This window comes from Gilliamella sp. X-46 (assembly GCF_057063525.1).
Map to the genome: position 1 here is coordinate 15,164 of NZ_JBXSQH010000011.1, position 24,352 is coordinate 39,515.

Genomic DNA, 24,352 nt, shown 5'->3' on the forward strand with positions numbered 1-24,352 from the left:
AAAATAAATACGAGGCTTTTTTATGTTTTATCCAGATCTTTTTGATGTCATCATCGTCGGCGGCGGCCATGCCGGAACAGAAGCAGCAATGGCATCAGCAAGAATGGGACGGAAAACACTGCTTTTAACCCATAATATCAACACATTAGGACAAATGTCTTGCAACCCAGCCATTGGAGGCATAGGTAAAGGCCACTTGGTTAAAGAGATTGATGCAATGGGTGGATTAATGGCTCATGCTATCGATCTATCAGGGATCCAATTTAGGATCTTAAACAGTAGCAAAGGCCCAGCTGTTAGGGCTACACGTGCACAAGCAGATCGATCTCTCTATCGAAAAGTGATAAGGACAACACTTGAAAACCAAGAAAATTTAATGTTATTTCAACAATCCGTTGAAGATGTGATCATTGAAAACGATCAGATCATTGGTGTAAAAACTCAGATGGGCGTTTCTTTTAAAGCCAAAGCGGTTGTGTTAACAACGGGTACTTTTTTAGATGGCAAAATCCACATAGGGCTTGATAATTATAGTGGAGGTCGTACTGGCGATCCAGCCTCGATCGGTTTATCAAAATCACTACATCAATATTCATTTAGAATGGGGCGATTAAAAACCGGTACCCCACCGCGAATTGATGCTAGAACCATTGATTTTTCAAAATTGGGCACACAATATGGCGATGATCCTGTTCCAGTATTTTCATTTTTGGGTAATGCAAATGAACATCCTAAGCAGATCCCTTGCTATATCACAAGTACTAATGAAACAACACACGACATTATTAGATCTAATTTAGATCGCAGCCCTATGTACACCGGAGTTATTGAAGGTGTTGGACCTCGCTATTGCCCATCAATTGAAGATAAGATCATGAGGTTTGCCGATCGTAATTCTCATCAGATCTATTTAGAACCTGAAGGATTAGATAGTAATGAGATCTATCCAAATGGGATCTCAACAAGCTTGCCATTTGATACCCAACTTGCATTTGTACGTAGTATGAAAGGATTAGAAAATGCAAACATTGTAAGGCCTGGCTATGCGATCGAATATGATTATTTTGATCCAAGGGATCTTAAACCAACACTTGAAAGTAAAGTTATCAAAGGTCTCTTTTTAGCTGGACAGATCAATGGTACAACAGGCTATGAAGAAGCGGCAGCACAAGGAATGCTTGCAGGTTTAAATGCAGCACGCTTTGCATATGATCAAGATCAATGGTATCCAAGTCGCGATCAGGCTTATTTAGGGGTGTTAGTTGACGATCTTTGTACACTTGGTACTAACGAACCTTATCGCATGTTTACCTCGCGTGCTGAATATCGTTTAATGTTACGCGAAGATAATGCCGATATTCGTTTAACTGAAATAGGTCGCAATCTAGGCATGGTCGACGATTACCGTTGGCGTCGTTTTAATGAAAAATTTGATGCTATAGAGCAAGAAAGATCGCGTCTACGCGATATCTGGGTACATCCTCATATTGAAAGCATCGATGAAGTCAATGCTGTTTTAAGTGCTAATTTGACTAAAGAAGCCAATGGTGAAGAGTTACTTAAACGGCCTGAAATGAGTTATAACACGTTGAAATCACTTTCATTATTTGCACCAGGATTATCTGACCCACAAGCTGCCGAGCAGGTTGAAATTCAAGTAAAATATGATGGTTACATTAAACTGCAAATAGAAGAAATTGAACGTCAAAAGCGCAATGAAGAAACGCTTATTCCTGAGCATATTGATTATGCCGAAATATCTGGATTATCGAATGAAGTTGTGGCGAAATTAAAGCAACATAAACCTGTTTCTATAGGACAAGCTTCGCGTATTTCTGGTATTACACCAGCCGCTATTTCAATGTTATTAGTTTATTTAAAAAAGAAAAATTATGTTAAAAAAGAAACTCACTAATCTAATTGATCAAACGGATCTTTCGATCTCTGAATCGCAAATAGATCAATTGATCCATTATGTTGAGATGCTAAGCAAATGGAACAAAACTTACAACTTAACAGCAGTGCGCGATCCGAGCGAGATGTTAGTTAAGCATATTATGGATAGCTTAGTTGTATCGCCTTATTTAACTGGCAAAACCTTTATTGATGTAGGAACAGGTCCTGGTTTACCAGGCGTTCCATTAGCGATTATTAACCCCGATAAACAATTTGATTTGGTTGATAGTTTAGGTAAGCGTATTCGTTTTTTAAAGCAAGTACAGTTTGAATTAAAGCTAACAAATATTAACCCAATACAAAGCCGAATCGAAGAGTATAACGATAAAAAATTTGATGGGGTTATTAGCCGAGCTTTTGCTTCTTTGCAAGATATGCTTAATTGGTGTAAGCACCTTCCCGATCAACAAGGATCTTTTTACGCTTTAAAAGGAAGTGATATTGATCCTATTCCTGAAGGTTTTACGCTTAAACAAAATATTAAATTAGCTATACCAGGATTAGATGCTGAAAGGTGTTTGATTATTATTCAATAGTTTTATCGTAAAACAGTTTGTTTTTTTAATTTTTACGGTTTTTTAAATAATCTTTAATACCATCAACGATTGATTTAGACACTTGATTTTGGAACGAAGCAGTCTTTAGTTTTCTTTCTTCATTGATATTACTAATAAAGGCTGTTTCGACTAAAACTGATGGGATATCCGGCGCTTTTAACACTGCAAATCCTGCCTTTTCAAGCGATGGTTTATGCATTTTATTTACTTTTTTCATACGATTTAAAATAGCATTACCCAATAATATACCATTACTTAACGTTGTTTTTTGAACTAAGTCTAAAATAGTATTATCTAAATATTTATCGCCACTACGGCTAACGCCACCAATCTGATCGGACTTGTTTTGAGTTTGCGCTAAATAGCTTGCTGCCGAACTACTTGCCCCACGAGTTGATAATGCAAAAACAGACGAACCACCGACTGAACGGTTAGCAAAAGCATCGGCATGAATAGAAATAAATAGATCTGCATGTAGTGACCGCGCTTTAGCAACTCGTACTTTTAATGGAATAAACACATCTTCATTACGAGTCATATAGACTTTTATATTCGGCTCTTTTTTAAGTAAATTATAAGTCCGACGTGCTATTTGCAAAACGATATCTTTTTCTCGAGTTCTACTATAACCGATTGCCCCAGGATCTTCACCACCATGGCCAGGATCGAGCATAACAATAACAGGTGCATTTTTCTTTTTATTGGCTGGGGTTTTTATTTGTGCTTGTTTTTTACTAAGATTACCTGCTTTATATTCTTCTAATAGCGTAAGTAAAGGATCGTCGTCTTCTTTTGAAAAAGATTTTGATGGATAAAGATCCATTACTAAACGATATTTAAATTCAGCAATAGGTGACAATGTAAAAGTATTAGGCTCAACCCCTTGCTTCAATGCGATCATAATTCTGATTGTTTTAGCATCTAATTTAAGAACACGAATTGATTTTATAAAAGGATCGTGACTTAATACTTTTGATGAAATCGTTTTTAAAGTGGGGGTTAAATCGATATTATCGATATCGATAACAATCCGATTTGGATTAAAAAGTAAAGTACTCTTATAGTTCAAACTAATATTGGATTCTAACGTAATTCGAGTATAAGTTGATGAAGGCCAAACACGCACAGCAACAACTTGGGCTTTAGTTGCCGCAAAGCCAATACGAGTGACAGATAATAAACATGTAGCAATAATACCTTTTATAAAAAGGCGTTTTGTTGAACTAAATGTTTTTGTCATACCTTAAATACTTTATTTGTGATCTCTATTAGCCGCGGATAATAACATAAAATAAAGAGATATTAAAAAAGAATGATTATTATAATTGGTTGTTTTTTGGTAAATAAATAAACCTTTTTAATCTATTTGTTTATTTTTAATATCCAAATAAAAAATATTAAATTAACTTATTGTTTTGTATTTAATATTGTTAATAATTACTTATTGAACCCATTTGTATATTCTTTATTCAACATCAACAAAACGAGCCTTGCTTTGTAGTGTCACTTTTTTAATTTATTATAGACCCTACAATCACAACGGTTTACAATATAGCTCGCTAAAATCGCGGATTTAAACCCGTTTTCATTTTAACAATTAAATATAGCTGAGTTATTGATGAGCAAAAAATTACATATCAAAACTTGGGGCTGTCAAATGAATGAGTATGACTCAACAAAAATGGCAGATCTCCTTGAATCCACCCATGGTTTAACATTAACAGACAATGCCGAAGAAGCTGATGTTTTATTACTAAATACCTGCTCTATTCGAGAAAAGGCCCAAGAAAAGGTCTTTCATCAATTAGGACGTTGGAAAAATCTTAAACAACATAATCCAAATATCATCATTGGTGTTGGTGGTTGTGTTGCTTCGCAAGAAGGTGCTCAAATTCGTAAACGTGCACCATTTGTAGATATTATTTTTGGACCGCAAACTTTTCATCGCTTACCTGAAATGATTGAACAGATTCGCAGTGGTAACGACAATCATGTGGTTGATGTAAGCTTTCCTGAAATTGAAAAATTTGATCGTCTGCCTGAACCTCGTAGCGAAGGACCAACTGCATTTGTCTCTATAATGGAAGGATGCAATAAATATTGTACTTATTGTGTGGTTCCTTACACTCGTGGAGAAGAAGTTAGCAGACCTTGTGATGATGTCATCTATGAAATTGCGCAACTGGCTGAACAAGGTGTGCGTGAAGTCAATTTATTAGGTCAAAATGTTAATGCTTATCGTGGACCAACGTTTGATGGTGATATTTGTTCCTTTGCTGAGTTATTACGCTTAGTGGCAGCTATTGATGGTATCGATCGCATTCGCTTTACTACCAGTCATCCAATTGAATTTACTGATGATATTATCGACGTTTATCGTGATACACCAGAACTAGTTAATTTTTTACATTTGCCGGTACAAAGTGGTTCAGATCGTGTATTAAACTTAATGAAACGTACGCATACCGCGCTTGAATATAAATCCATTATTCGAAAATTACGTAAAGTGCGTCCTGATATTCAAATTAGTTCGGATTTTATCGTCGGTTTCCCGGGCGAAACACAAGAAGATTTTGAACAAACCATGCAACTGATTGCTGATGTCAATTTTGATTTAAGTTATAGCTTTGTTTATTCATCGCGCCCAGGTACACCGGCTGCTGAAATGGAAGATAATGTATCAGAAGAAGAGAAGAAGCAACGCCTTTACATTCTTCAAGAACGAATCAATCAGCAAGCCATGCAATTTAGCCGTCGTATGTTAAATACTGTTCAGCGTATTTTAGTTGAAGGTCCGTCCAAAAAAGACCTTATGGAATTAACGGGTCGAACAGAAAATAATCGAATTGTTAACTTTGAAGGTCGTCCTGATATGATTGGCAAGTTTGTTGACGTTGAAATTACTGATGTTTATCCAAATTCGCTACGTGGTAGAGTTGTTCGTACTGAAGATGAAATGGATTTACGTGTTAGTGAATCGCCAATGTCAGTTATTTCGCGTACTCGTAAAGAAAACGAGTTAGGGGTTGGGATCTATCAACCTTAAAGTAATAATCATTAAGCCACAATGAGAGTGGCTTTTTATAATTTCTATAAACTAATAAAATAACTTACAGATGAATTTAAGGAAAAGGAGAATAATATGTTTATAATATTTGGAACTCGCGGAAGAGAAGTTAAAGAACGTAGTGGACAATTTAATTGCCCAAATTGCTGTTCGCAACAAAACACTACTACCGATGAAAAAAAACAAAAATATACACAAATAAAAGTCGCAAAATATTTTACGCTATTTTTTATTCCTATTTTTAGTTACGAAACATTAGGGCGTTATATAAGGTGTAATGAATGCAATAGTGATTATAGCGAAAAGGTGCTTGAATATGTACCACCAACATTTGAAGAACAAATTGCATCATATGTTGAGCAAGAGTTAAAAAGCGGAACGCCTATTTCAATGTTAGTCAATAAATTAAAAGCACAAGGATTTGATGAACTACAATCAACAAACGCAGTTGATAAAGTTGTTAATGGAAACATCGTTTCTTGCCATCAGTGTAAAATGGACTTTTTAAAAGGTGTTGAAAAGTGTTCTTTATGCGAAGGGCGCATTAGCGGTTAAAATTAATTATTTGAGGACTTACATTTGAATATTACGACACATGAAACCATGCTTGAGCCAGCCGACAATCAACGGCTTAATAGTCTTTGTGGTCCTCATAATGACAATATTAAACAGTTAGAACGCAGACTTGGTATTGAAATTAATCACCGAGGTAATTTATTTTCAATAACTGGCGATCAGATTTGTGTCAAAGCTGCTGGTGATATTTTGCAGTCCCTTTATAAACAAACCAAAATAAAAGATAAAATTATTGATATTGAACCTGAGCAAATTCATTTAGCAATTAAAGAAACAGGTGCGCTTGAAAAAGTAAGTAAACACTTACCTGCTTATATTGATCATCAAGGTGGAAAGCTAGTGATGATTAAAACTAAACGAGGTGTGATAAAACCCCGAACAGCAAACCAAGCACAATATATTGCTCATGTTTTAGATTATGATATTTCATTTGGCATTGGACCTGCTGGAACAGGTAAAACCTATTTAGCTGTGGCTGCTGCAGTTGATGCGCTTGAAAAACAACAAATTCGCCGTATTGTATTAACTCGACCAGCCGTCGAAGCGGGTGAAAAGCTAGGATTTTTGCCGGGCGATTTAAGCCAAAAAGTGGATCCTTACTTACGTCCACTTTATGATGCCTTATTTGAAATGCTCGGCTTTGAAAAAGTCGAAAAACTAATTGAAAAAAGCGTGATTGAAGTGGCACCGCTTGCCTATATGCGTGGGCGAACGCTAAATGATGCGTTTATTATTCTTGATGAAAGCCAAAATACGACTATTGAACAGATGAAAATGTTTTTAACCCGTATTGGTTTTAATTCAAAAGCGGTCATCACTGGCGACATCACCCAAATTGATTTACCTCGTCATCAAAAATCGGGTTTACGCCATGCGATTGAAGTGTTAAGCAAAGTTGATGAAATCAGCTTTAATTTTTTCAATAGCGAAGATGTGGTGCGTCACCCAGTGGTTGCTAAAATTGTTAACGCTTATGAAAAATGGGAAGAACAGCAACATAAGCCACAAACAGAAAAAAGTATTTAGAGGAGCTTTATTATCTCTATATCAAGCAAAAGAAAGAAAACAAACATTCGAGATCACTCAGCAGAAGCAAATTTGTTTTTTCGTAGAGCGTTGTTTTCATTTATTGCCATTATCATTTTAATTATTATTTTGCTTGTTAACCTTGCAGGGTTACAGATTATAAATTACAGCTATTACAGCACAAAATCTAATGATAATCGCATTGAAATTATACCTATTCCACCTAATCGCGGCATGATTTATGATCGTAATGGCACCCCATTAGCCATTAACAATATAACATACCAATTAAACATCATTCCCGACAAGGTAAAGAATCTGAATGAACAGTTTGATGAGTTAAAAAAAATTGTTGATTTAACTGACGAAGATATCGAAAATTTTCAAAAAGAACGTCGAAATTACAAAGCACACAGGCCTGTTCCATTAAAAGATAACTTAACTCAAAAACAGATTGCACGTTTTGTTGTTGATCAACATCGCTTTCCATATGTATCAATTGTGGATATACAGCATCGTTATTATCCTTATGGTGCGTCACTGACGCATATTCTTGGCTATATTTCTAAAATTAACAGCCAAGATAAACAGCGTCTAGAAGATGAAAATAAGACTAGCGATTATGTAGCAACGTTTAATATCGGCAAAATGGGTATTGAAAGGTACTACGAAGAAGTATTACACGGAACACCTGGTTATGAAAAGGTTGAAGTCAACAGCCGTGGCCGTATTGTTCGCCAACTAAATCAACATCCGCCGCAAGCTGGTGAGGATATCTATTTATCTATCAACCTTAAATTGCAGCTTTATATTGAGCAATTACTCGCTGGACGTAAAGCGGCTGTGGTTGCTATTGATCCGAATAATGGCGAGATTTTAGCCTTGGTTTCTAGCCCAAGCTATGATTCCAATCCATTTGTAGGTGGGATATCAAGTAGTAAATATAGCGAATTGCTTAAAGATCCAAGTAAGCCTCTTTTTAATCGGGCTTTACTGGGTGCTTATCCGCCTGCTTCAACAGTGAAACCTTTTATTTCTATTGCCGCTTTAAGTGAAGGTGTTATTTCACCAAAAAGCGTGGTTAACGATCCTGGTTGGTGGCAATTACCTGGCACTGAACGACGTTATCGAGACTGGTTAAAATGGGGGCATGGTCGTGTTGATGTATTAAAAGCCATTGAAGAATCAGTTGATACCTACTTTTATCAAGTTGCTTATGATATGGGTATTGATCGCTTAAATTTATGGATGACAAAGTTTGGTTATGGTGAGCGAACAGGTATTGATATATCTCCAAACGAAGAAACCCGAGCAGTTATGCCGAGCCGTGAATGGAAAATGAAGCGCCATAAAAAGTCTTGGTTACAAGGTGATACTATCCCTGTTGGCATAGGACAAGGTTATTGGACGGCAACCCCAATCCAAATGGCGAAAGCGTTAACGACCTTAATCAATAATGGTAAAACTTACACACCACATTTTTTATTATATAAAAAGAGCGATATTTTAAACTCAAGTGAACACCAACCACAGGTTGATTCAGATAATTATATCGAAAAAAACAGCTTAGTCGATGTCAATCCAACTTATTGGACGCTTGCTAAAGAAGGAATGCACCGAGTCATGTTTGGATCACGAGGAACTGCCCGCAAAGTTTATGCTGATGCAAAATATCAAGCAGCAGGTAAATCGGGAACAGCACAAGTTTATGGCTTAAAGCAAGACGAGATCTATAATGCTCATAAAATTCCAGAACGCCTGCGTGATCACGCATTATTTATTGCTTATGCCCCTTACGATAAGCCAAAAATTGCATTAGCCATTGTTTTAGAAAATGGTGGAGGCGGAAGCTCAAACGGTGGTGCGGTAGCGCGTAAAATATTGGATTTTTACCTTTTAGGCAATAATTCGACAGATCTTGATGAATCATCGCCTAATACAGGAACAGAGGACTAATGATGAATAATATCAAAAAAAATTTTTGGCAAAAAATACATATCGATCCCCTGTTCTTTTTATTTATTACGTTATTGCTTGCTTATAGCCTTTATATTCTTTGGAGTGCAACGGGACAAAGTATTGATATGCTACAAAAGCGAGTAATACAAATATTGCTTGGTTTTGCTGTAATGATTGTGTTGGCGCAGTTTTCACCCAGAACTTATGAAAAATGGGCCCCGTATCTGTATGTTGTTTGTATTTTAATTTTATTACTTGTGGACATTTTTGGTTACACTAGTAAAGGCGCACAGCGTTGGTTAGATTTAGGGGTATTGCGGTTCCAACCCTCTGAAATAGCTAAAATTGCCGTACCATTAATGGTTGCCAAATTTATTCATCGTGACGGTTGTCCACCGCCATTAAAAACCACTTTACAAACACTTGCCATTATTGGCGTACCGACATTGCTTGTTGCGATGCAGCCCGATTTAGGTACCGCAATTTTGATTGTCATGTCAGGCCTTTTTATTATCTTTTTAGCGGGAATGAACTGGCGCTATATTCTTATTGCTCTTATTTTAATAGCAATATTTTTACCGATTATGTGGTTCTTTTTAATGCATGATTATCAGCAAAAACGCGTACTTATGCTTATCAACCCCGAACTTGACCCAAGTGGTGCAGGTTATCATATTATTCAATCAAAAATAGCGATAGGATCGGGAGGCTTATGGGGAAAAGGTTGGCTTGAAGGTACACAATCGCAACTTGAATTTTTACCAGAACGACATACCGATTTTATCTTTTCAGTTATCGCTGAAGAATTTGGTTTTATTGGCTCTATCATTTTACTTATTCTCTTTTTATGCCTAATTGTGCGTGGTCTTATTATTGCGGCACAAGCACAAACTACTTTTGGTCGAATCTTATCTGGTGGGCTAATTTTAGTTTTTTTTGTTTATGTATTTATTAATATTGGCATGGTCAGTGGAATCTTACCTGTAGTTGGTGTACCATTACCATTAATAAGCTACGGTGGCTCATCTTTAGTTGTATTAATGGCAAGTTTTGGCATTATGATGTCTATTCATACTCATCGATACATGTTATCTAAAAATATTTGACGGAATTTAAATAAATGAAAAGTAAATTTAAATTATCTTTTGCTTTATTAGCGCTTGCTATTTGTTCATCTGCATCGGCTGAAATGGCTTTTCCTATTCCAGCTATTCCGCAATTAGATGCAGAAGCTTATATTTTAATTGATGCAAAATCAGGCGAAATTTTAGCGCAGTATAATGCCGAGCAACAGCGTGATCCTGCAAGCTTAACTAAAATGATGACTAGTTATGTCGTTGGGCAAGCATTGCAATCAGGCCGCATAAAAAATGATGATATGGTTGTTGTTAGTAAAGATGCTTGGGCAACGGGTAACCCTGTGTTAAAAGGGTCATCATTAATGTTTTTAGAAGTCGGTAAAACAGTTTCCGTTTCCGATCTTAACAAAGGTATTATTATTCAATCAGGTAACGATGCGTGTATCGCCATGGCAGAACATGTTGCTGGCAGCCAAGGTGCTTTTGTTAACTTAATGAATGATTACGCCAAAAAAATTGGACTAAATCATACCCATTTTGAAACTGTACACGGACTTGATGCCCCGGGCCAATACACCACAGCCAAAGATATGGCATATTTAGGGCAGGCCTTAATTCGTGATTTACCCGAAGAATATTCCATTTATAAAGAAAAAGAATTTACCTATACTCTATCAAAACCCCAACTTAATCGAAATGGATTACTTTGGGACACCACATTAAATGTAGATGGCATCAAAACAGGCCACACCAATGCCGCAGGTTACAATTTAGTTGCTTCAGCGGTTGATGGCAATACTCGTTTAATTTCAGCGGTACTGGGTGGTCGCACCTTTAAAGGTCGTGAAGAAGAAAGTAAAAAGTTATTAGTTTGGGGATTCCGCTTCTTTGAAACCGCAAACCCTGTTAAGGCTGGAACTCCAGTTACTACCGAAACCATCTGGTATGGCGACCAAAACAAAATCCAACTGGGTGCAGTTAATGGGGCATTTATTACCGTACCAAAAGGACGTGCGGCTGATGTACAAGTCGAATATAAAATTGACGATTACATCTATGCACCTATCACCAAAGGTAATGCGGTAGGTAAAATGCAGTTTTTATTAGATGGCAAAGTCATTAACGAACAACCGCTTGTTGCTTTACAAGATATCGAAGAAACCGGATTCTTTGGTGGAATATGGGATTGGATCTGCCTACAATGCCATAAGTTATTTAGCTAGTTTTATTATCATTGTTCTGTAAGCGTTCGCTTACAGAACGACCTACCCCCCCTAAAAAATAATCTAATATAAAAATCACCGCTCAAAAACTGTTATAAAAAATATTGATTTTATTTATTTTTTTAAATAAGCAATGAAAGCTTAATAAAGCTCACCTACATCTAAATAATGTTAATTAGCTTCGCTAACAGTCTATAAATAGAAATAAAGCTGGTAATCTTATACTATTTATGGTATAAAACGCGCGCTACATTTCACATTATTTTTTTGCGAAAGTAATGACGAATAAAAGCATTAAATTTAATGATTAATTAACGTTATAACACACACATATTATTACACTTTTCCGGGGTGCCTTTTACCTTGTGTAATTAGGTCGGTTAAAGCGGATATGTGGAGGCATAACCCCAACGTCAAAATGAGGAAATCATGACTACAGTATCAATGCGCGATATGTTACAAGCGGGTGTACACTTTGGACACCAAACTCGTTATTGGAACCCAAAAATGAAACCATTTATTTTTGGTGCACGCAACAAAGTTCATATTATCAATCTTGAAAAAACAGTACCATTGTTCAACGAAGCATTAGCTGAATTAAACAAGGTTGCTGCTCGTAAAGGTAAAATTTTATTTGTTGGTACAAAGCGTGCAGCTAGCGAAGCAATTAAACAAGCGGCTGAAAGTTGTGGACAATACTATGTTAATCACCGTTGGTTAGGTGGTATGTTGACTAACTGGAAAACAGTACGTCAATCAATCAAACGTCTAAAAGATTTAGAAACACAAGCTAGTGATGGTACATTTGATAAATTAACCAAAAAAGAAGCGCTTATGCGTTCTCGTGAAATGGCTAAATTAGAAAATAGCTTGGGCGGAATTAAAAATATGGGTGGCTTACCTGATGTGATTTTTGTGATTGGTGCAGACCACGAACATATCGCTATCAAAGAAGCTAACAATTTAGGTATTCCAGTTATTGCTATTGTTGATACTAACTCAGATCCTGATGGAATTGATTACATCGTACCAGGTAATGATGATGCAATCCGTGCAATTCAATTATATGCAAATGCAGTTGCTGAAGCAGTACGTTCTGGTCGTGAGCAAAACCAATCTCCAGTATCTGAAGAAAGCTTCGTAGAAGAAGCTCCAGCAGCAGAGTAATAAACTCAAATATTTTCAGGGTCGATACTTAATGCTATCGACCCATTCTAATGAAAGTTATCACAATGGTTAAATAGAGGATTAAAAAATGGCTGAAGTTACCGCTTCTATGGTAAAAGAACTGCGCGAAAGAACTGGCGCAGGTATGATGGAATGTAAAAAAGCATTAGTTGAAGCTAATGGTGATATCGAACTTGCAATTGACAACATGCGTAAATCAGGTCAAGCAAAAGCCGCTAAAAAAGCGGGTCGTGTTGCGGCTGAAGGTGTTATTATTTCTAAAATTTCTGCGGACAAAAAATTTGGTATTATCTTAGAAGTAAACTGCGAAACAGACTTTGTTGCGAAAGATGCTGGATTCTTAGCATTTAGTGATAAAGTTGCTGAAGCTGCATTAACTGAACGCACTAGCGATATCGCAGCATTACAAGCTAAATTTGAAGAAGAGCGCACAGCTTTAGTTGCTAAAATTGGTGAAAACATCGGCATTCGTCGCGTTGCACAAATCGCTGGTGATGTTGTGGGTAGTTACCAACACGGTGCGCGTATTGGTGTATTAGTCGCTGCTAATGGTGCTGATGATGAATTAGTTAAACATATTGCAATGCACATTGCTGCAAGCAAACCAGAATATGTTGATCCAAGCGATGTTCCAGCTGATGTTGTTGAACATGAACGTAACATTCAAATCGATATCGCAATGCAATCAGGTAAACCACGTGAAATCGCTGAAAAAATGGTTGAAGGCCGTATGCGTAAATTCACTGGTGAAGTATCACTAACTGGACAACCATTTGTTATGGATCCTGCAAAAACAGTTGGCGACTTATTAAAAGAGAAAAAAGCAGCAGTTGCTTCATTCATCCGTTTTGAAGTGGGTGAAGGTATTGAAAAAGTCGAAGTTGACTTTGCTGCAGAAGTTGCTGCAATATCGAAACAATCTTAATCGTTTCAAAAAACCGCCGTTAAGGCGGTTTTGTTTATCTACAAAATATTTTAAAATTACTATAAGCTAATTTTTTAGCTTATTGAGTAATAAAACAACGAAATAGTGAGACTTCAATATGGTGACCCCTTTCTATAAACGTATTCTTCTTAAACTCAGTGGCGAAGCACTACAAGGTGACGAAGGTTTTGGTATTGATGCAACCGTTCTAGATCGCATGGCGCAAGAAATCAAAGAACTAATTGAAATGAATGTTCAAGTTGCTGTTGTTATTGGGGGCGGTAATCTATTTCGGGGTGCAGGGCTTGCTAAAGCGGGAATGAACCGTGTTGTTGGCGATCATATGGGGATGCTAGCAACTGTAATGAATGGTCTTGCGATGCGAGATGCGTTGCACCGAATTGAAGTTAATGCCCGTTTAATGTCAGCCATTCCATTAAACGGTGTATGTGATGATTATCGCTGGACCGAAGCAATTAGCTTGCTTCGTCATGGTAAAGTAGTTATTTTATCTGCTGGAACAGGCAATCCATTTTTTACCACCGATTCAGCTGCATGTTTACGCGGTATTGAAATTGAAGCTGATGCTGTTTTAAAAGCCACCAAAGTTGATGGTGTTTATTCAGCCGATCCTGTTAAAGATCCAACAGCAACACTTTATAAAACTTTAAGTTATGACAAAGTGCTTGATGATGAACTTAAAGTGATGGATTTAGCTGCATTCACATTAGCAAGAGATCATAATCTACCCATTTGTGTCTTTAATATGAATAAACCTGGTGCATTGCGTCGCGTTATTTTAGGTGAACAAGAAGGGACATTAATTAATAACAAAGCAACAGTAACCAGTTAATTATCTTTATTTTAAATAAGGCTTTTATTATGTTAAACGAGATTCAAAAAGAAGCGCAAACGCGCATGGAAAAAAGCATTGATGCGTTTCAAAATCATATTTCTAAAGTTCGAACCGGTCGTGCATCACCAAGTTTATTAGATGGCATTATGGTTGAATATTACGGCAGCCCAACGCCACTGCGTCAACTAGCTAACATCGTTGCTGAAGATGCAAGAACACTAGCTATCACCGTATTTGATAAATCATTAACCCCAGCTATTGAAAAAGCAATTTTAACGTCTGATTTAGGGTTAAACCCAGCATCAGCAGGTACCGTTATTCGTGTACCATTGCCACCACTAACAGAAGAACGCCGTCGTGATTTAACTAAAATTGTTCGTAACGAAGCGGAACAAGGTCGTGTATCTATTCGTAATATCCGCCGTGATGCCAACGATCAAATCAAAGCGTTACTAAAAGATAAAGAAATTTCAGAAGATGATGAGCGTAAAGCACAAGATTTAATCCAAAAAGCGACAGATGCCGCAATTAAAAAATTAGATACAGTGCTTGCCGATAAAGAAAAAGAGTTAATGGAATTCTAATTCTTCTACTTTTTCCCTTTTCTTCCAAACGCTCTGTTTTATAAAGCAGAGCGTTTTTTTTTGCTATTATAACAATTTTCTAGTTTTGATGTGGATAGCTATAATACAAAGCACCAAATACACCTAATCTAAAAATCAATTTATGCCTTTAAGGCATACATAACTATAAAATATAAGTATTTTACATAGATTGATGAAGTGCCTATACTTTTTTGAAGTTAGCTATTTAAACTATTTCTGCTTGTGTTATCCGCTCTGATCTTATCTATATAGATAAGTTGGTTTTTGGTTTAGAGGCATTTTACTGGCCAAGGTTTCAACGTTAATGCCGCTATGGAGCTAGTTGAATAAAAGGTACTTTATGTCATGAAAACACTATTATCGTGTCAGACAGAATCAGAAAAAACATCCCATTGGTCTGCTGTTTTTTCATTATTTATGGGGGTAACCAGTCTTATTGCGGCTGAGTTTATTCCTATTAGTTTATTAACACCTATTGCACAAACATTAAAAATTACTGAAGGAATGGCAGGGCAAACGGTCACTGCTGTGGGGATTTTTGCTGTTATTGCAAGTTTGCTACTAGCGCCGCTAACAAAAAAAATAAATAGACGATTAGTGTTATTAACGCTCTCTATTTTATTGATAATTGCTAATATATTAGTCGCATTTACACCTAATTATATCATTCTACTGATAGGGCGAAGCATATTGGGGATATGTGTTGGTGGCTTTTGGTCTATGGCCTCAGCGGTAACGCTACAACTTGTACCGACAAAAGATCTATCTCGTGCATTAAGTATTATCTATGCTGGTGTTTCAGTTGCAACGATTATTTCACTACCATTAGCAAGCTATTTAGGTAATCTGATTGGTTGGCGAAATATCTTTTTGCTATCGGCATTACTGGGTGCTATCGCCTTTATTTGGCAATTTATTGCATTACCTACTTTACCTGCACAGCAAGGTAATAGTTTTAAAAATATGTTTTTTCTTTTAAAACAGCGCTGGATAACGATAGGAATAGTAGCCACGATATTTAGTTATGGGGGATATCACATATTTTTTACATATTTAAGACCATTTTTAGAACATAATCTTGCCTTACAAACAAATACCCTCTCTACGCTTTTACTTCTATTTGGCATTGCTAACTGTATTGGCACCCTTATTGCCGGTTTTGTGATGGGCAAACAATTTAAAATAACGATGATAGTCGTTCATTTTATTTTATTGATGCTTGCTATTATTTTAATGTTTATCAATAAAAATATAACATTCAACATGTTACTCGTTATTACTTGGGGGTTGATGTTTGGTTTTATTCCTGTGGGTTGGTCTACTTGGATTGTACGTACACTTGCCGATAAAGCCGAAATGATGGGCGGATTATCTGTTGCGGCGATTCAATTTTCTATCGGATTGGCAGCGGCAATGGGAGGCATCATCTTTGATCATAAGGGAATGCAAGGTATATTTTTTAGTTCTGCGCTAATTTTTTTATGTGCCTTGATATTAATTAAACTCAGCTTTTGGTTATTTACTCGTGTAACAGGACATCCTATTGCATAGTAATATTTTTTGCAATTGATTGAAAATATTAAATTAACATTCACTTATTAAAAGGATCACATTAATGAAAAAGGTTTTATTTTATTTCAAAGATAGTACTGCTTTAATCGTCTTTTTAAGTCTTTTTGGGTTATTTTTATCACCATCAGTAATGGGAGCCGATATGTCTAACAATGCGAATAATTTTTATCAAAGCGATAATGTCACTATGCAAAAAGTGAGTTTTCTAAATCAATATAAAATGAGCGTAGTTGGAAATTTATTTATGCCTAAAACGCTTGATCCAAAAAATAAATACCCCGCCATTATTGTTGGACATCCAATGGGTGCGGTTAAAGAACAAAGTGCCAATTTATATGCGACTAAAATGGCTGAACAAGGCTTTATTACATTAGCCATTGACTTATCTTTTTGGGGCGAGAGTGAGGGGCAGCCGCGTAATGTTGTATTGCCCGATATATATGCAGAAGATTTCAGTGCTGCAGTTGATTATTTAGGTACTCAAACTTTTGTGGATCGTCACAATATTGGCGTAATTGGTGTTTGTGGTAGTGGTAGTTTTGTTATTAGTGCCGCTAAAATTGATCCTCGTTTGAAAGCTATTGTGACAGTCAGTATGTACGATATGGGTGCGGCCAATCGCCATGCTCTTCACCATTCGTTAACACTTGAACAGCGAAAACAGATCATTAAACAGGCGGCAGAACAACGTTATGTTGAATTTACCGGTGGTCAGACATTATATACAAGTGGCTCGGTCAATAAAGGGCAACTCAAACCAGAAGATGGTCCAATTGCCCATGAATTTTATGATTTTTATCGTACGCCTCGTGGTGAATATACGCCAGCCAGTTCAACGCCAGAACTAACGACTCACCCAACATTAACCAGTAATGTAAAATTTATGAACTTCTATCCATTTAACGATATTGAAACCATTTCACCACGACCAATGTTATTTATCACAGGTGATCAGGCTCATTCTAAAGAGTTCAGTGAAGATGCTTATAACCGCGCAATAGAGCCGAAAGAACTCTATTATGTAAAAGGAGCTGGGCATGTTGATCTTTATGATCGAATCGATTTAATCCCTTTTGATAAATTAACAACCTTTTTTAAAACGCATTTAAAATAGTCATTAATTTTTAATGAAATATTATCCCATAGCAAAGGGAGTAAGAATTTACGAAGCTCCCTTGCTTTTGCTCATCATTATAAAATAGCAGATGAATATCAAAAATGTTCTTTTAGCTGTTTTAAAAACAGTTCAGCAGCTTTAGAAAATACATGATATTTTTTCCAGACAATATTCACATCTACTTTTAATTTTGGATATAAAGGTCTAAAACAAAGCGGGTTATTGCCTGCTGTATTAATCAGTTTATCTAAACACAAGGCATACCCAATATGTTGTTCAACCATTAAAGCTGCATTAAATATCAAGTTATATGTTGCAATAATATTTAATTTTTCATAGTTTCGTTTAAACCATTGTTCAATGCTATCACTAACATACTTTTGTTGGGAAACAATCAGTGGTAATGACCATAAATCAGATGGAGAAATGGCTTCAAGGTTTGCCAACGCACAATCTTTTCTCATTAATACCCCCCATGTATCTTGTTGAGGAAGGCACAATGATTCATATTTTGTTAGATGAGTCGGTTCAATTAACACACCAAAATCAAGTAATCCCTTATCAATACGTTCGGTGACATCATTTGCATTACCGCTATAAATATGGATGCGGATGTGTGGGTAAACCTCTTGCATTGATTTAATCACATTCACCACCAACTTCATTGCATCGGTTTCACCACAACCAATATAAATATCACCACAAATACTTTCGGTGGGTGCTTGAAACTCTTCTTCTGTTTTATGCACAAGTTCCAGTATCTCCTCGGCACGTTTACGTAATCGTATTCCTTCATCGGTCAAGGTAATTCGCCTACTGCCACGAATAAATAGGCGGGTGCCAAGTGTTTGTTCAAGCTCCATTAACTGACGAGATAAGGTAGGTTGAGTTAGATGCAAATGGTTGGCGGCAGCGGTAATACTTTCTTCTTTAGCAAGAGCAAGAAAATAACGTAAAATTTTTATATCTATCATTTTCCTTTCCCATCATTCTTGTTTAACAATTATTTGATTTTTATGTTTAAAATATGTATGTCAGAAAATGACGTGTGTTTACTTTTCATTATTAACATAATCTTTTAAAAATCATCAAATGTTTTATCACAAATCACCTAAGTTGGATAGGTTACTCTTTGTTACCGCTCGGTATTGCCGAGCGGTTAATTGGTATATATAGTACGGGAAGGTTTCGGGCGTAGTCACAATAGCTATTTTGTCCACCCAAGGTCAAAACGTCCGAAACCACCGCACCCAATCCATCCTATACACCAAAACAAAAAAAGTTCTGATTTTTCGCCCAAAAATCAGTCAGAAAACATGTTGATTTTATTCAAGTTTTTATCGGATGTTTTTTAGCCAAAACCACTACCCCCAAAAAAACAAAAAACAAACCCCAACCCAGATCATTAATAAAACTTTACAAAAAACTAACAAAAAAACTAGCGCATTATTACTCAACCGATTATAATTTAAGCGCTTTAAAAGCAAGGGAATGCTCGTTAGTCGAGCGGACAATTATAAAAAGTGTAAATAAAACAAAAAATTACTTGACAGGATAATCGAAATGCGTTACCATTTATGGCATCTGGCATCTGGCATCTGGCCTGCCAAACCTACGCCCTAAAACTTTTTAATTTTCACGGTATTCAAAACCGAGCTCAATTCTTATTTTCATCAGCGAGGTCATTTCGCGTAGCGAAATGGACGCCGTCATCGAGGTCTTTACTGGCGATGTTTTCGGCGGGTACTTCGGTAACATCTTTGGAAACATCGTCGGAAACCGCTTTGGTCAGGTCATCGGCCACATGTTCGGCAACATTATCGTCGATATCCAAGTGTTTATTAAGTTCAATAAAACCGCCATTAGTATTCAAACTGCCATTATGGTTTAGACTTTCATTATTATCTAAATTATCTAAATCGGCATTATTCTTTGCGGCGTTGTTGTTGTCGTATTCACAGGGTTCTGTGGCATTAACGGCACATACATCAAGGGTAATAGAGGGTAGTGCACCGTATTTAACGTTTGATGGGGGACAGACAAAGGCAACTAATACGGATACTTTTTTGGCAATCGAGTTGTCAGATGGAAGACGTATCACTCAGTCAGCTAACACATCAAGTGCTACCAATCCGATAAGGTTACCCAGAGGTAATTATACATTTAATGATATTCACATGGTAATACCGTCGGGTGCAACCTCTACTAGTTTAAGTAGTCTAATTAGCCAAGGAAATTGGGGAGATGATGATGGGGATGGTCAGGGGTGCTAATGGTGTTACTGCATCAGGGAGTATATCGTTAGTAATAAAGGATAGAGATGGCAATACCGTTAGTCGTAGTACTTCATTAGATGATATATGTAAAGCCCCTTATAAGGTAAGCTTAAGTAGTACAGGGGGGACTTTAGAGACTCGTTATGGTGTGCCAAAAAGTAGTACATTTAACGGAGGAACAGCGGATTATTATATCACTTTGCTGTCACAGCCTGTTATCTGTTCGGTCAGGCCGAATTTGTTGTTGGGTGGTACAACTGGCATCAATTCTTATGATAATCCTCGCTATGCAGGCCCAGCTAACATATGGAGTCCTACTAAGGGCTTTTTAGTTCAGTCTACAAATCCATCATCTTATGACCAAAACTTTCCAACTACAGGTGCTGACGGATTGTATTTTGATTTGGACATAGGTGGAATCGATGGAAGTCAGTTAAGTTGGACAGTTAACACAGGTGGTAGTATAAGGGCAACGGTGAGTTGGACAAGGCCACGTTCTGGTACATTCACGGACCCAAGAGGAAGCACCATACAAGCCGATGCTTGGATTACTGATAAATCCAGTTATGTAACACGGGTAACGTTAAGGGGGCCTAGGGCAAGTAGTAGTCAAATAAATTCAAGTAATCCTAGTCGGCTTACTCCGTCGCTATCTTTGCCACAGACCTTTGAGTTGGTGGGTAGGGATAGAGGTGGTAATGAGGTTCGTTATGGATTTGTGTTAAGGCAGTGGTTCGTCCATCGGGGTAATAAACGGGATACTCAGTCTAACCAAATATCTTGGTGTAGTGATTTGGGTTATCGTCTTGCTAGGGTAGGAGATTTAACTAATGCGACTTGTTCTGGTTTTAATTCAGGTTCATATTGCCAAGGTTTTGTCGGCGCCACACCTAGTTCATCTAATAATGTTTATATGCGTCACATAGGTGCAGGATTTTTCACGGAGTGGGGCTACTTGGACTACTACGCTGATGCGGGCTTCGTCAACAACTCCTACTGGACAAGCGACGCAGCAGGTAGCAATGGCTTCAGTGTCTACTCGTCTTCGGCATCGTTGGCAGCAACAGCGCTTCCTTCAGTACTTACGCTGTTTGCACCGCACCTTAGTTTTTAGCGTTTAGTCCTTAATCCTTGGGCCGCGGGGGCGGTTATGTAGCCTGAGAGGACAATCTAACAAAGAATAACGCCCCCGCGTCAGTTGGGGCATTTTCCTTAGGGTTGCGCTGTTGCGGCGAAGCCACAATCGCGCCGCCCCCGCCGCCGACGACGCTGAAAGTGTCGATGGCGGTGGCTCAGGGGTAAAATCAAATAAATAAAGAGAAGTCATGTAATGGAAATAGAACAAAAATTAGCATTAAGTAAAAATCCGATACATTTTTTGAAAGAAGGTCTTTTTTTAAGGGCTTATAACCAGTCGTTTTATGTCATGAGTCAATTATTAGGATTTAATTTAAAACCGATAATCAAACACATAAAAAAACTTGACCAAATTGTTGTATGTGGTGGATTTCCGGCTAATGTTATTAATAAACGTTATCCTAATGTGTTTTTGGGTTGGTGGATAAAATGAATTGAGTGCAGTGGTTTCGGACGTTTTGACCTTTAGTGAATAAAATAACTATCGTGACCACGTCCGAGCAAAGGGAATTAAAGCGAATTCCCTTTGCAATCCCACGCTTTGGCTACAGAATGTGGCCTGCGGCTGCCCGACGCCGCCGCTCGGTCTTAACGCACCGTTTGTGGACGCGTTCCAGACGCACCACAAACTCGCCAAACATCCTTGTTTGGCGTGCTAACCTCGCTCTGTTGTCGGCACATTCTGACGCCGGAATAAAACAAATAACATAGCCTTAGGTGTTTTTTGTTAAAAAGCAATGTAATTACATCCAAAAAGTGGTCAGGAAAGGTATTGATTTTATTGAAGTTTTTGTTTTTGTATTTTCAAGGAAAATCAACCGCTTACACAACCTAAGCAAAGCACCGACATGCAACAAATCAACAAAACCACAAATAGCGCCTTAATAACAGCAAATTAACCGCTCCAACCCCTTTTTTTAATGACAATTTAAAATTAAATAAAATCAACATATTAAAAAACAGCTCAAAAAAGGGTTTTTAAAGATGAAATTGTTGTTTATCTTTATACAGCAAGATTTATCAAATCTTAAGTTCTCCTTAACGCCGTGTAGCCGTGTAGGCGGTTTAGAAACTGGAGGCAAGCTAAATAAGCATTGATCTGATGGAATAAATTTCATACCATTATCGAAAATTAATTATTAAGGAAAAAGGTATGAAAAAAATAATCTTTTTAAGTTTATTTGGCTTAGTTTTAACCGCTTGTAGCACTGTGAAGTATAATTATGTAGCTGAAACGAAACAAATAAGCTATCCCGATTTGAATGTTGTTACAAAAACATTTATTGGCGATGATATGGTTAGACAGGGTACAGTAGCGTCAAGGGATGTTATTTATTTTCCTCAAACCACAGTTGTTAGCAGGGGAGTGGATTTTACTATTCATGCCGGAGAATATCCTAAAGTAGGTGAAGATCAAAAGTATCTGTTTTTTGGTTTAAATGAGTTAAATTCTGGAGTAACGGTAGGAAAATCAACCTTTGCTGATTTACCTGTAGGGATTAGGACCAATAAAAAAGATAATGATCTATGTATTATTACTGTTAGTGGTGGCTCTTTATGTAACAGTAATTCTTCATTTTCGTACCAAAAGAAAAATGTAACTTATCAAAACGCATTCCAACAGATACTAATCTATAACGGTAAAGTAGGGCATAAGATTAATATCGGGTATAAAGAATTTAATAAGGATTTTTCTCGCCCTGCATTTTCAAATAATGTTGAATATGACTTATCAGAATCAAAAATTATAAGATATAAAGGTGCAGAATTAGAAATAATAAAAGCAACTAATCAATTCATTGAATATAAAGTATATAGTAATTTCAATCTGAGATAAAAAAACGAAAAGGCTTATTTAAATTTAGTTAATTTGTTATTGGCTACCAAAGCAATTTAATTGTATGTTCTTTGATGGGCTGTCGAAACCTAAACAAAGTGGATTAATCGCCCGGTTAGCGGTTTAGAAAAACGGGAGAATTTCAAGCAATGCTTGACATATTAAATTAGGATGGTTATATTTGTACGCAAGGAGCGGACTTTTTTATTATGTTCGCTGCTGATTCCGGGGCCCGACTTTAAGTTGGGCTTCCGCGTATTTGGCGTATAGGAAAATATATTAATGCAGGATACTTACATAGTATATCTTGATGAATTTGGACATATAGGTCCGTATATATCTGCCGATCATCCAAAACATAAAACTCACCCAGTTTTTGGTCTTGGAGGGTTTGTTATTCCTATTTGTGAAGCTAGATCATTTTCATCATTTTTTTTCAATTTGAAGCAAAATCTATTTTCAAATTATGATATACCAAAAGCAAGGAAAGATATTGAAAAGGATGGAGGTAATTTTCAACTATCAATGTGGGAAAAGAAAGGCTCGAAACAATACTCCGTAACAAATTTGAAAAATTACAAAAATGAAATAACTCGATCAACCAATAGAATAATAAATAAAATAACAGATAAAGGAGGATTTCTATTTTTTGTTGGAGAAGCTAAAAATAAAAAAATAGAACGTCATAATCCTTTAACTGTGTATACATCTTGTTTAAGTGAAATTATTAAAAGACTTGACGATGAGTTCAAAAATAAAAACTCATATTTTTTGATATTTATGGATGATAATGAGGACAGTGCAAGCCTAGTTAAAAAAGCCATTTATGATATGCACCAAAAGAAAAAATATCAATTGATAGAAGCCCCAGTACAAGTAGATAGTAAATTATATCAAACGATACAATGCGCAGATTGGTTGTGTTCTATTTATGGCAAAATAGCCTTTTATGATATTGAGCCTGAAAGTAAACCTGATTATATATTGTTCAAAAAATACTTTGGTGACAGGATTGCAAGCGCTCAAAAAAGAAGTAGCGTCAGAAATAACCTTCCTAAATTAGCAGATGAGCATTCATTAAGGAAATTAGCTGAACATTGTAATAAAAGAATTTAGATAAATAATAAATTTCCAATCAAACTCGATCGTTCTACTAAAAATTTAGCAACTCAGTTTACTGCCGAGTAGGCGTTTAATCAAAATAAAATCAAAAAGATAATTATAAAAACACAACAATCTTTCCAAAAACGATAGTTATGTTGTTTGTCCTATTCCGGCGTCAGGCAGCCGTAGGCCACATTCTGCAGCCAAAGCGTGGGTTGTCAGGGAATTCGCTTTAATTCCCTGACTCGGACGTGGTCACGATAGCTATTTTATTCACCCAAGGTCAAAACGT

21 protein-coding genes are annotated in these 24,352 nt (G+C 36.7%); 19 read left to right on the forward strand and 2 right to left on the reverse strand.

The genetic code is table 11. The features are described 5' to 3' along the window. Nucleotides 1-22: 22 nt before the first annotated feature. Nucleotides 23-1,915, forward strand: a complete 1,893-nt coding sequence (gene mnmG, locus ACYIAJ_RS07965) for a tRNA uridine-5-carboxymethylaminomethyl(34) synthesis enzyme MnmG (RefSeq protein ID WP_483560614.1) — start codon at nt 23-25, stop codon at nt 1,913-1,915. Then, nucleotides 1,893-2,492: a 16S rRNA (guanine(527)-N(7))-methyltransferase RsmG gene (gene rsmG / locus ACYIAJ_RS07970; protein ID WP_483560615.1), complete on the forward strand. Its 600-nt coding sequence runs from the start codon at nt 1,893-1,895 to the stop codon at nt 2,490-2,492. Before mnmG ends, rsmG begins: the two co-directional genes overlap by 23 nt. A 25-nt stretch (nt 2,493-2,517) precedes the next feature. On the opposite strand, the gene ACYIAJ_RS07975 is transcribed toward rsmG, so the two are convergent. After that, a complete protein-coding gene (locus ACYIAJ_RS07975) occupies nt 2,518-3,753 on the reverse strand; it encodes an N-acetylmuramoyl-L-alanine amidase (RefSeq protein WP_483560616.1) in 1,236 nt (411 codons plus the stop codon). 378 nt (nt 3,754-4,131) lie between these two features. Between ACYIAJ_RS07975 and miaB the strand changes: the two genes are divergently transcribed. The 12 genes from miaB (at nt 4,132) to ACYIAJ_RS08035 (ending at nt 17,703) form a co-directional block, all read left to right on the forward strand. Continuing rightward, nucleotides 4,132-5,559, forward strand: coding sequence for a tRNA (N6-isopentenyl adenosine(37)-C2)-methylthiotransferase MiaB (gene miaB / locus ACYIAJ_RS07980; protein WP_483560617.1), 1,428 nt, complete (start codon nt 4,132-4,134; stop codon nt 5,557-5,559). Nucleotides 5,560-5,655: 96 nt separating this feature from the next. Continuing rightward, on the forward strand, nt 5,656-6,135 hold the full coding sequence (locus ACYIAJ_RS07985) for a zinc ribbon domain-containing protein (protein ID WP_483560618.1): 480 nt from the start codon (nt 5,656-5,658) through the stop codon (nt 6,133-6,135). Between the two features lie 24 nt (nt 6,136-6,159). Further along, nucleotides 6,160-7,182 carry a PhoH family protein gene (locus ACYIAJ_RS07990; RefSeq protein WP_483560619.1) on the forward strand — a complete coding sequence of 341 codons (1,023 nt, stop codon included), beginning with the start codon at nt 6,160-6,162 and terminating at the stop codon, nt 7,180-7,182. An 18-nt stretch (nt 7,183-7,200) separates the two neighbouring features. Then, complete coding sequence (mrdA, locus tag ACYIAJ_RS07995; protein ID WP_483560631.1) at nt 7,201-9,138, forward strand: penicillin-binding protein 2; 1,938 nt, start codon at nt 7,201-7,203, stop codon at nt 9,136-9,138. 2 nt (nt 9,139-9,140) lie between these two features. Next, nucleotides 9,141-10,247 (forward strand): peptidoglycan glycosyltransferase MrdB, encoded by a 1,107-nt coding sequence (gene mrdB, locus ACYIAJ_RS08000; protein ID WP_483564609.1) that lies wholly within the window; start codon nt 9,141-9,143, stop codon nt 10,245-10,247. A gap of 14 nt (nt 10,248-10,261) precedes the next feature. Continuing rightward, entirely contained in the window at nt 10,262-11,443 is a 1,182-nt protein-coding gene (locus tag ACYIAJ_RS08005; RefSeq protein ID WP_483560621.1) for a serine hydrolase, read from the forward strand. A gap of 429 nt (nt 11,444-11,872) precedes the next feature. After that, the gene (gene rpsB, locus ACYIAJ_RS08010) at nt 11,873-12,610 is read left to right on the forward strand and encodes a 30S ribosomal protein S2 (RefSeq protein ID WP_483560622.1); all 738 of its coding nucleotides are present in this window, start codon (nt 11,873-11,875) and stop codon (nt 12,608-12,610) included. Between the two features lie 88 nt (nt 12,611-12,698). Further along, the gene (tsf, locus tag ACYIAJ_RS08015) at nt 12,699-13,556 is read left to right on the forward strand and encodes a translation elongation factor Ts (protein ID WP_160403018.1); all 858 of its coding nucleotides are present in this window, start codon (nt 12,699-12,701) and stop codon (nt 13,554-13,556) included. Between the two features lie 118 nt (nt 13,557-13,674). Next, nucleotides 13,675-14,409, forward strand: coding sequence for a UMP kinase (gene pyrH, locus ACYIAJ_RS08020; protein WP_483560623.1), 735 nt, complete (start codon nt 13,675-13,677; stop codon nt 14,407-14,409). 29 nt (nt 14,410-14,438) lie between these two features. Further along, nucleotides 14,439-14,996 carry a ribosome recycling factor gene (gene frr / locus ACYIAJ_RS08025; RefSeq protein ID WP_065636398.1) on the forward strand — a complete coding sequence of 186 codons (558 nt, stop codon included), beginning with the start codon at nt 14,439-14,441 and terminating at the stop codon, nt 14,994-14,996. A gap of 366 nt (nt 14,997-15,362) precedes the next feature. Continuing rightward, nucleotides 15,363-16,568: an MFS transporter gene (locus ACYIAJ_RS08030; RefSeq protein ID WP_483564610.1), complete on the forward strand. Its 1,206-nt coding sequence runs from the start codon at nt 15,363-15,365 to the stop codon at nt 16,566-16,568. Nucleotides 16,569-16,632: 64 nt separating this feature from the next. Continuing rightward, the gene (locus tag ACYIAJ_RS08035; RefSeq protein ID WP_483564611.1) at nt 16,633-17,703 is read left to right on the forward strand and encodes an alpha/beta hydrolase; all 1,071 of its coding nucleotides are present in this window, start codon (nt 16,633-16,635) and stop codon (nt 17,701-17,703) included. 98 nt (nt 17,704-17,801) lie between these two features. On the opposite strand, the gene ACYIAJ_RS08040 is transcribed toward ACYIAJ_RS08035, so the two are convergent. Beyond that, nucleotides 17,802-18,677: a LysR family transcriptional regulator gene (locus ACYIAJ_RS08040; RefSeq protein WP_483564625.1), complete on the reverse strand. Its 876-nt coding sequence runs from the start codon at nt 18,675-18,677 to the stop codon at nt 17,802-17,804. Nucleotides 18,678-19,283: 606 nt separating this feature from the next. Here ACYIAJ_RS08040 and ACYIAJ_RS08045 point away from each other — a divergent pair. From ACYIAJ_RS08045 to ACYIAJ_RS08065, 5 genes are all read left to right on the forward strand, one after another. Beyond that, the gene (locus ACYIAJ_RS08045) at nt 19,284-19,979 is read left to right on the forward strand and encodes a hypothetical protein (RefSeq protein WP_483564612.1); all 696 of its coding nucleotides are present in this window, start codon (nt 19,284-19,286) and stop codon (nt 19,977-19,979) included. Continuing rightward, on the forward strand, nt 19,957-21,096 hold the full coding sequence (locus ACYIAJ_RS08050; protein WP_483564613.1) for a hypothetical protein: 1,140 nt from the start codon (nt 19,957-19,959) through the stop codon (nt 21,094-21,096). Before ACYIAJ_RS08045 ends, ACYIAJ_RS08050 begins: the two co-directional genes overlap by 23 nt. 216 nt (nt 21,097-21,312) lie before the next feature. Next, complete coding sequence (locus tag ACYIAJ_RS08055; RefSeq protein WP_483564614.1) at nt 21,313-21,552, forward strand: hypothetical protein; 240 nt, start codon at nt 21,313-21,315, stop codon at nt 21,550-21,552. Nucleotides 21,553-22,272: 720 nt separating this feature from the next. Beyond that, entirely contained in the window at nt 22,273-22,956 is a 684-nt protein-coding gene (locus ACYIAJ_RS08060; protein WP_483564615.1) for a hypothetical protein, read from the forward strand. Nucleotides 22,957-23,238: 282 nt separating this feature from the next. Then, entirely contained in the window at nt 23,239-24,072 is an 834-nt protein-coding gene (locus ACYIAJ_RS08065) for a DUF3800 domain-containing protein (RefSeq protein ID WP_483560629.1), read from the forward strand. Nucleotides 24,073-24,352 lie beyond the last annotated feature (280 nt).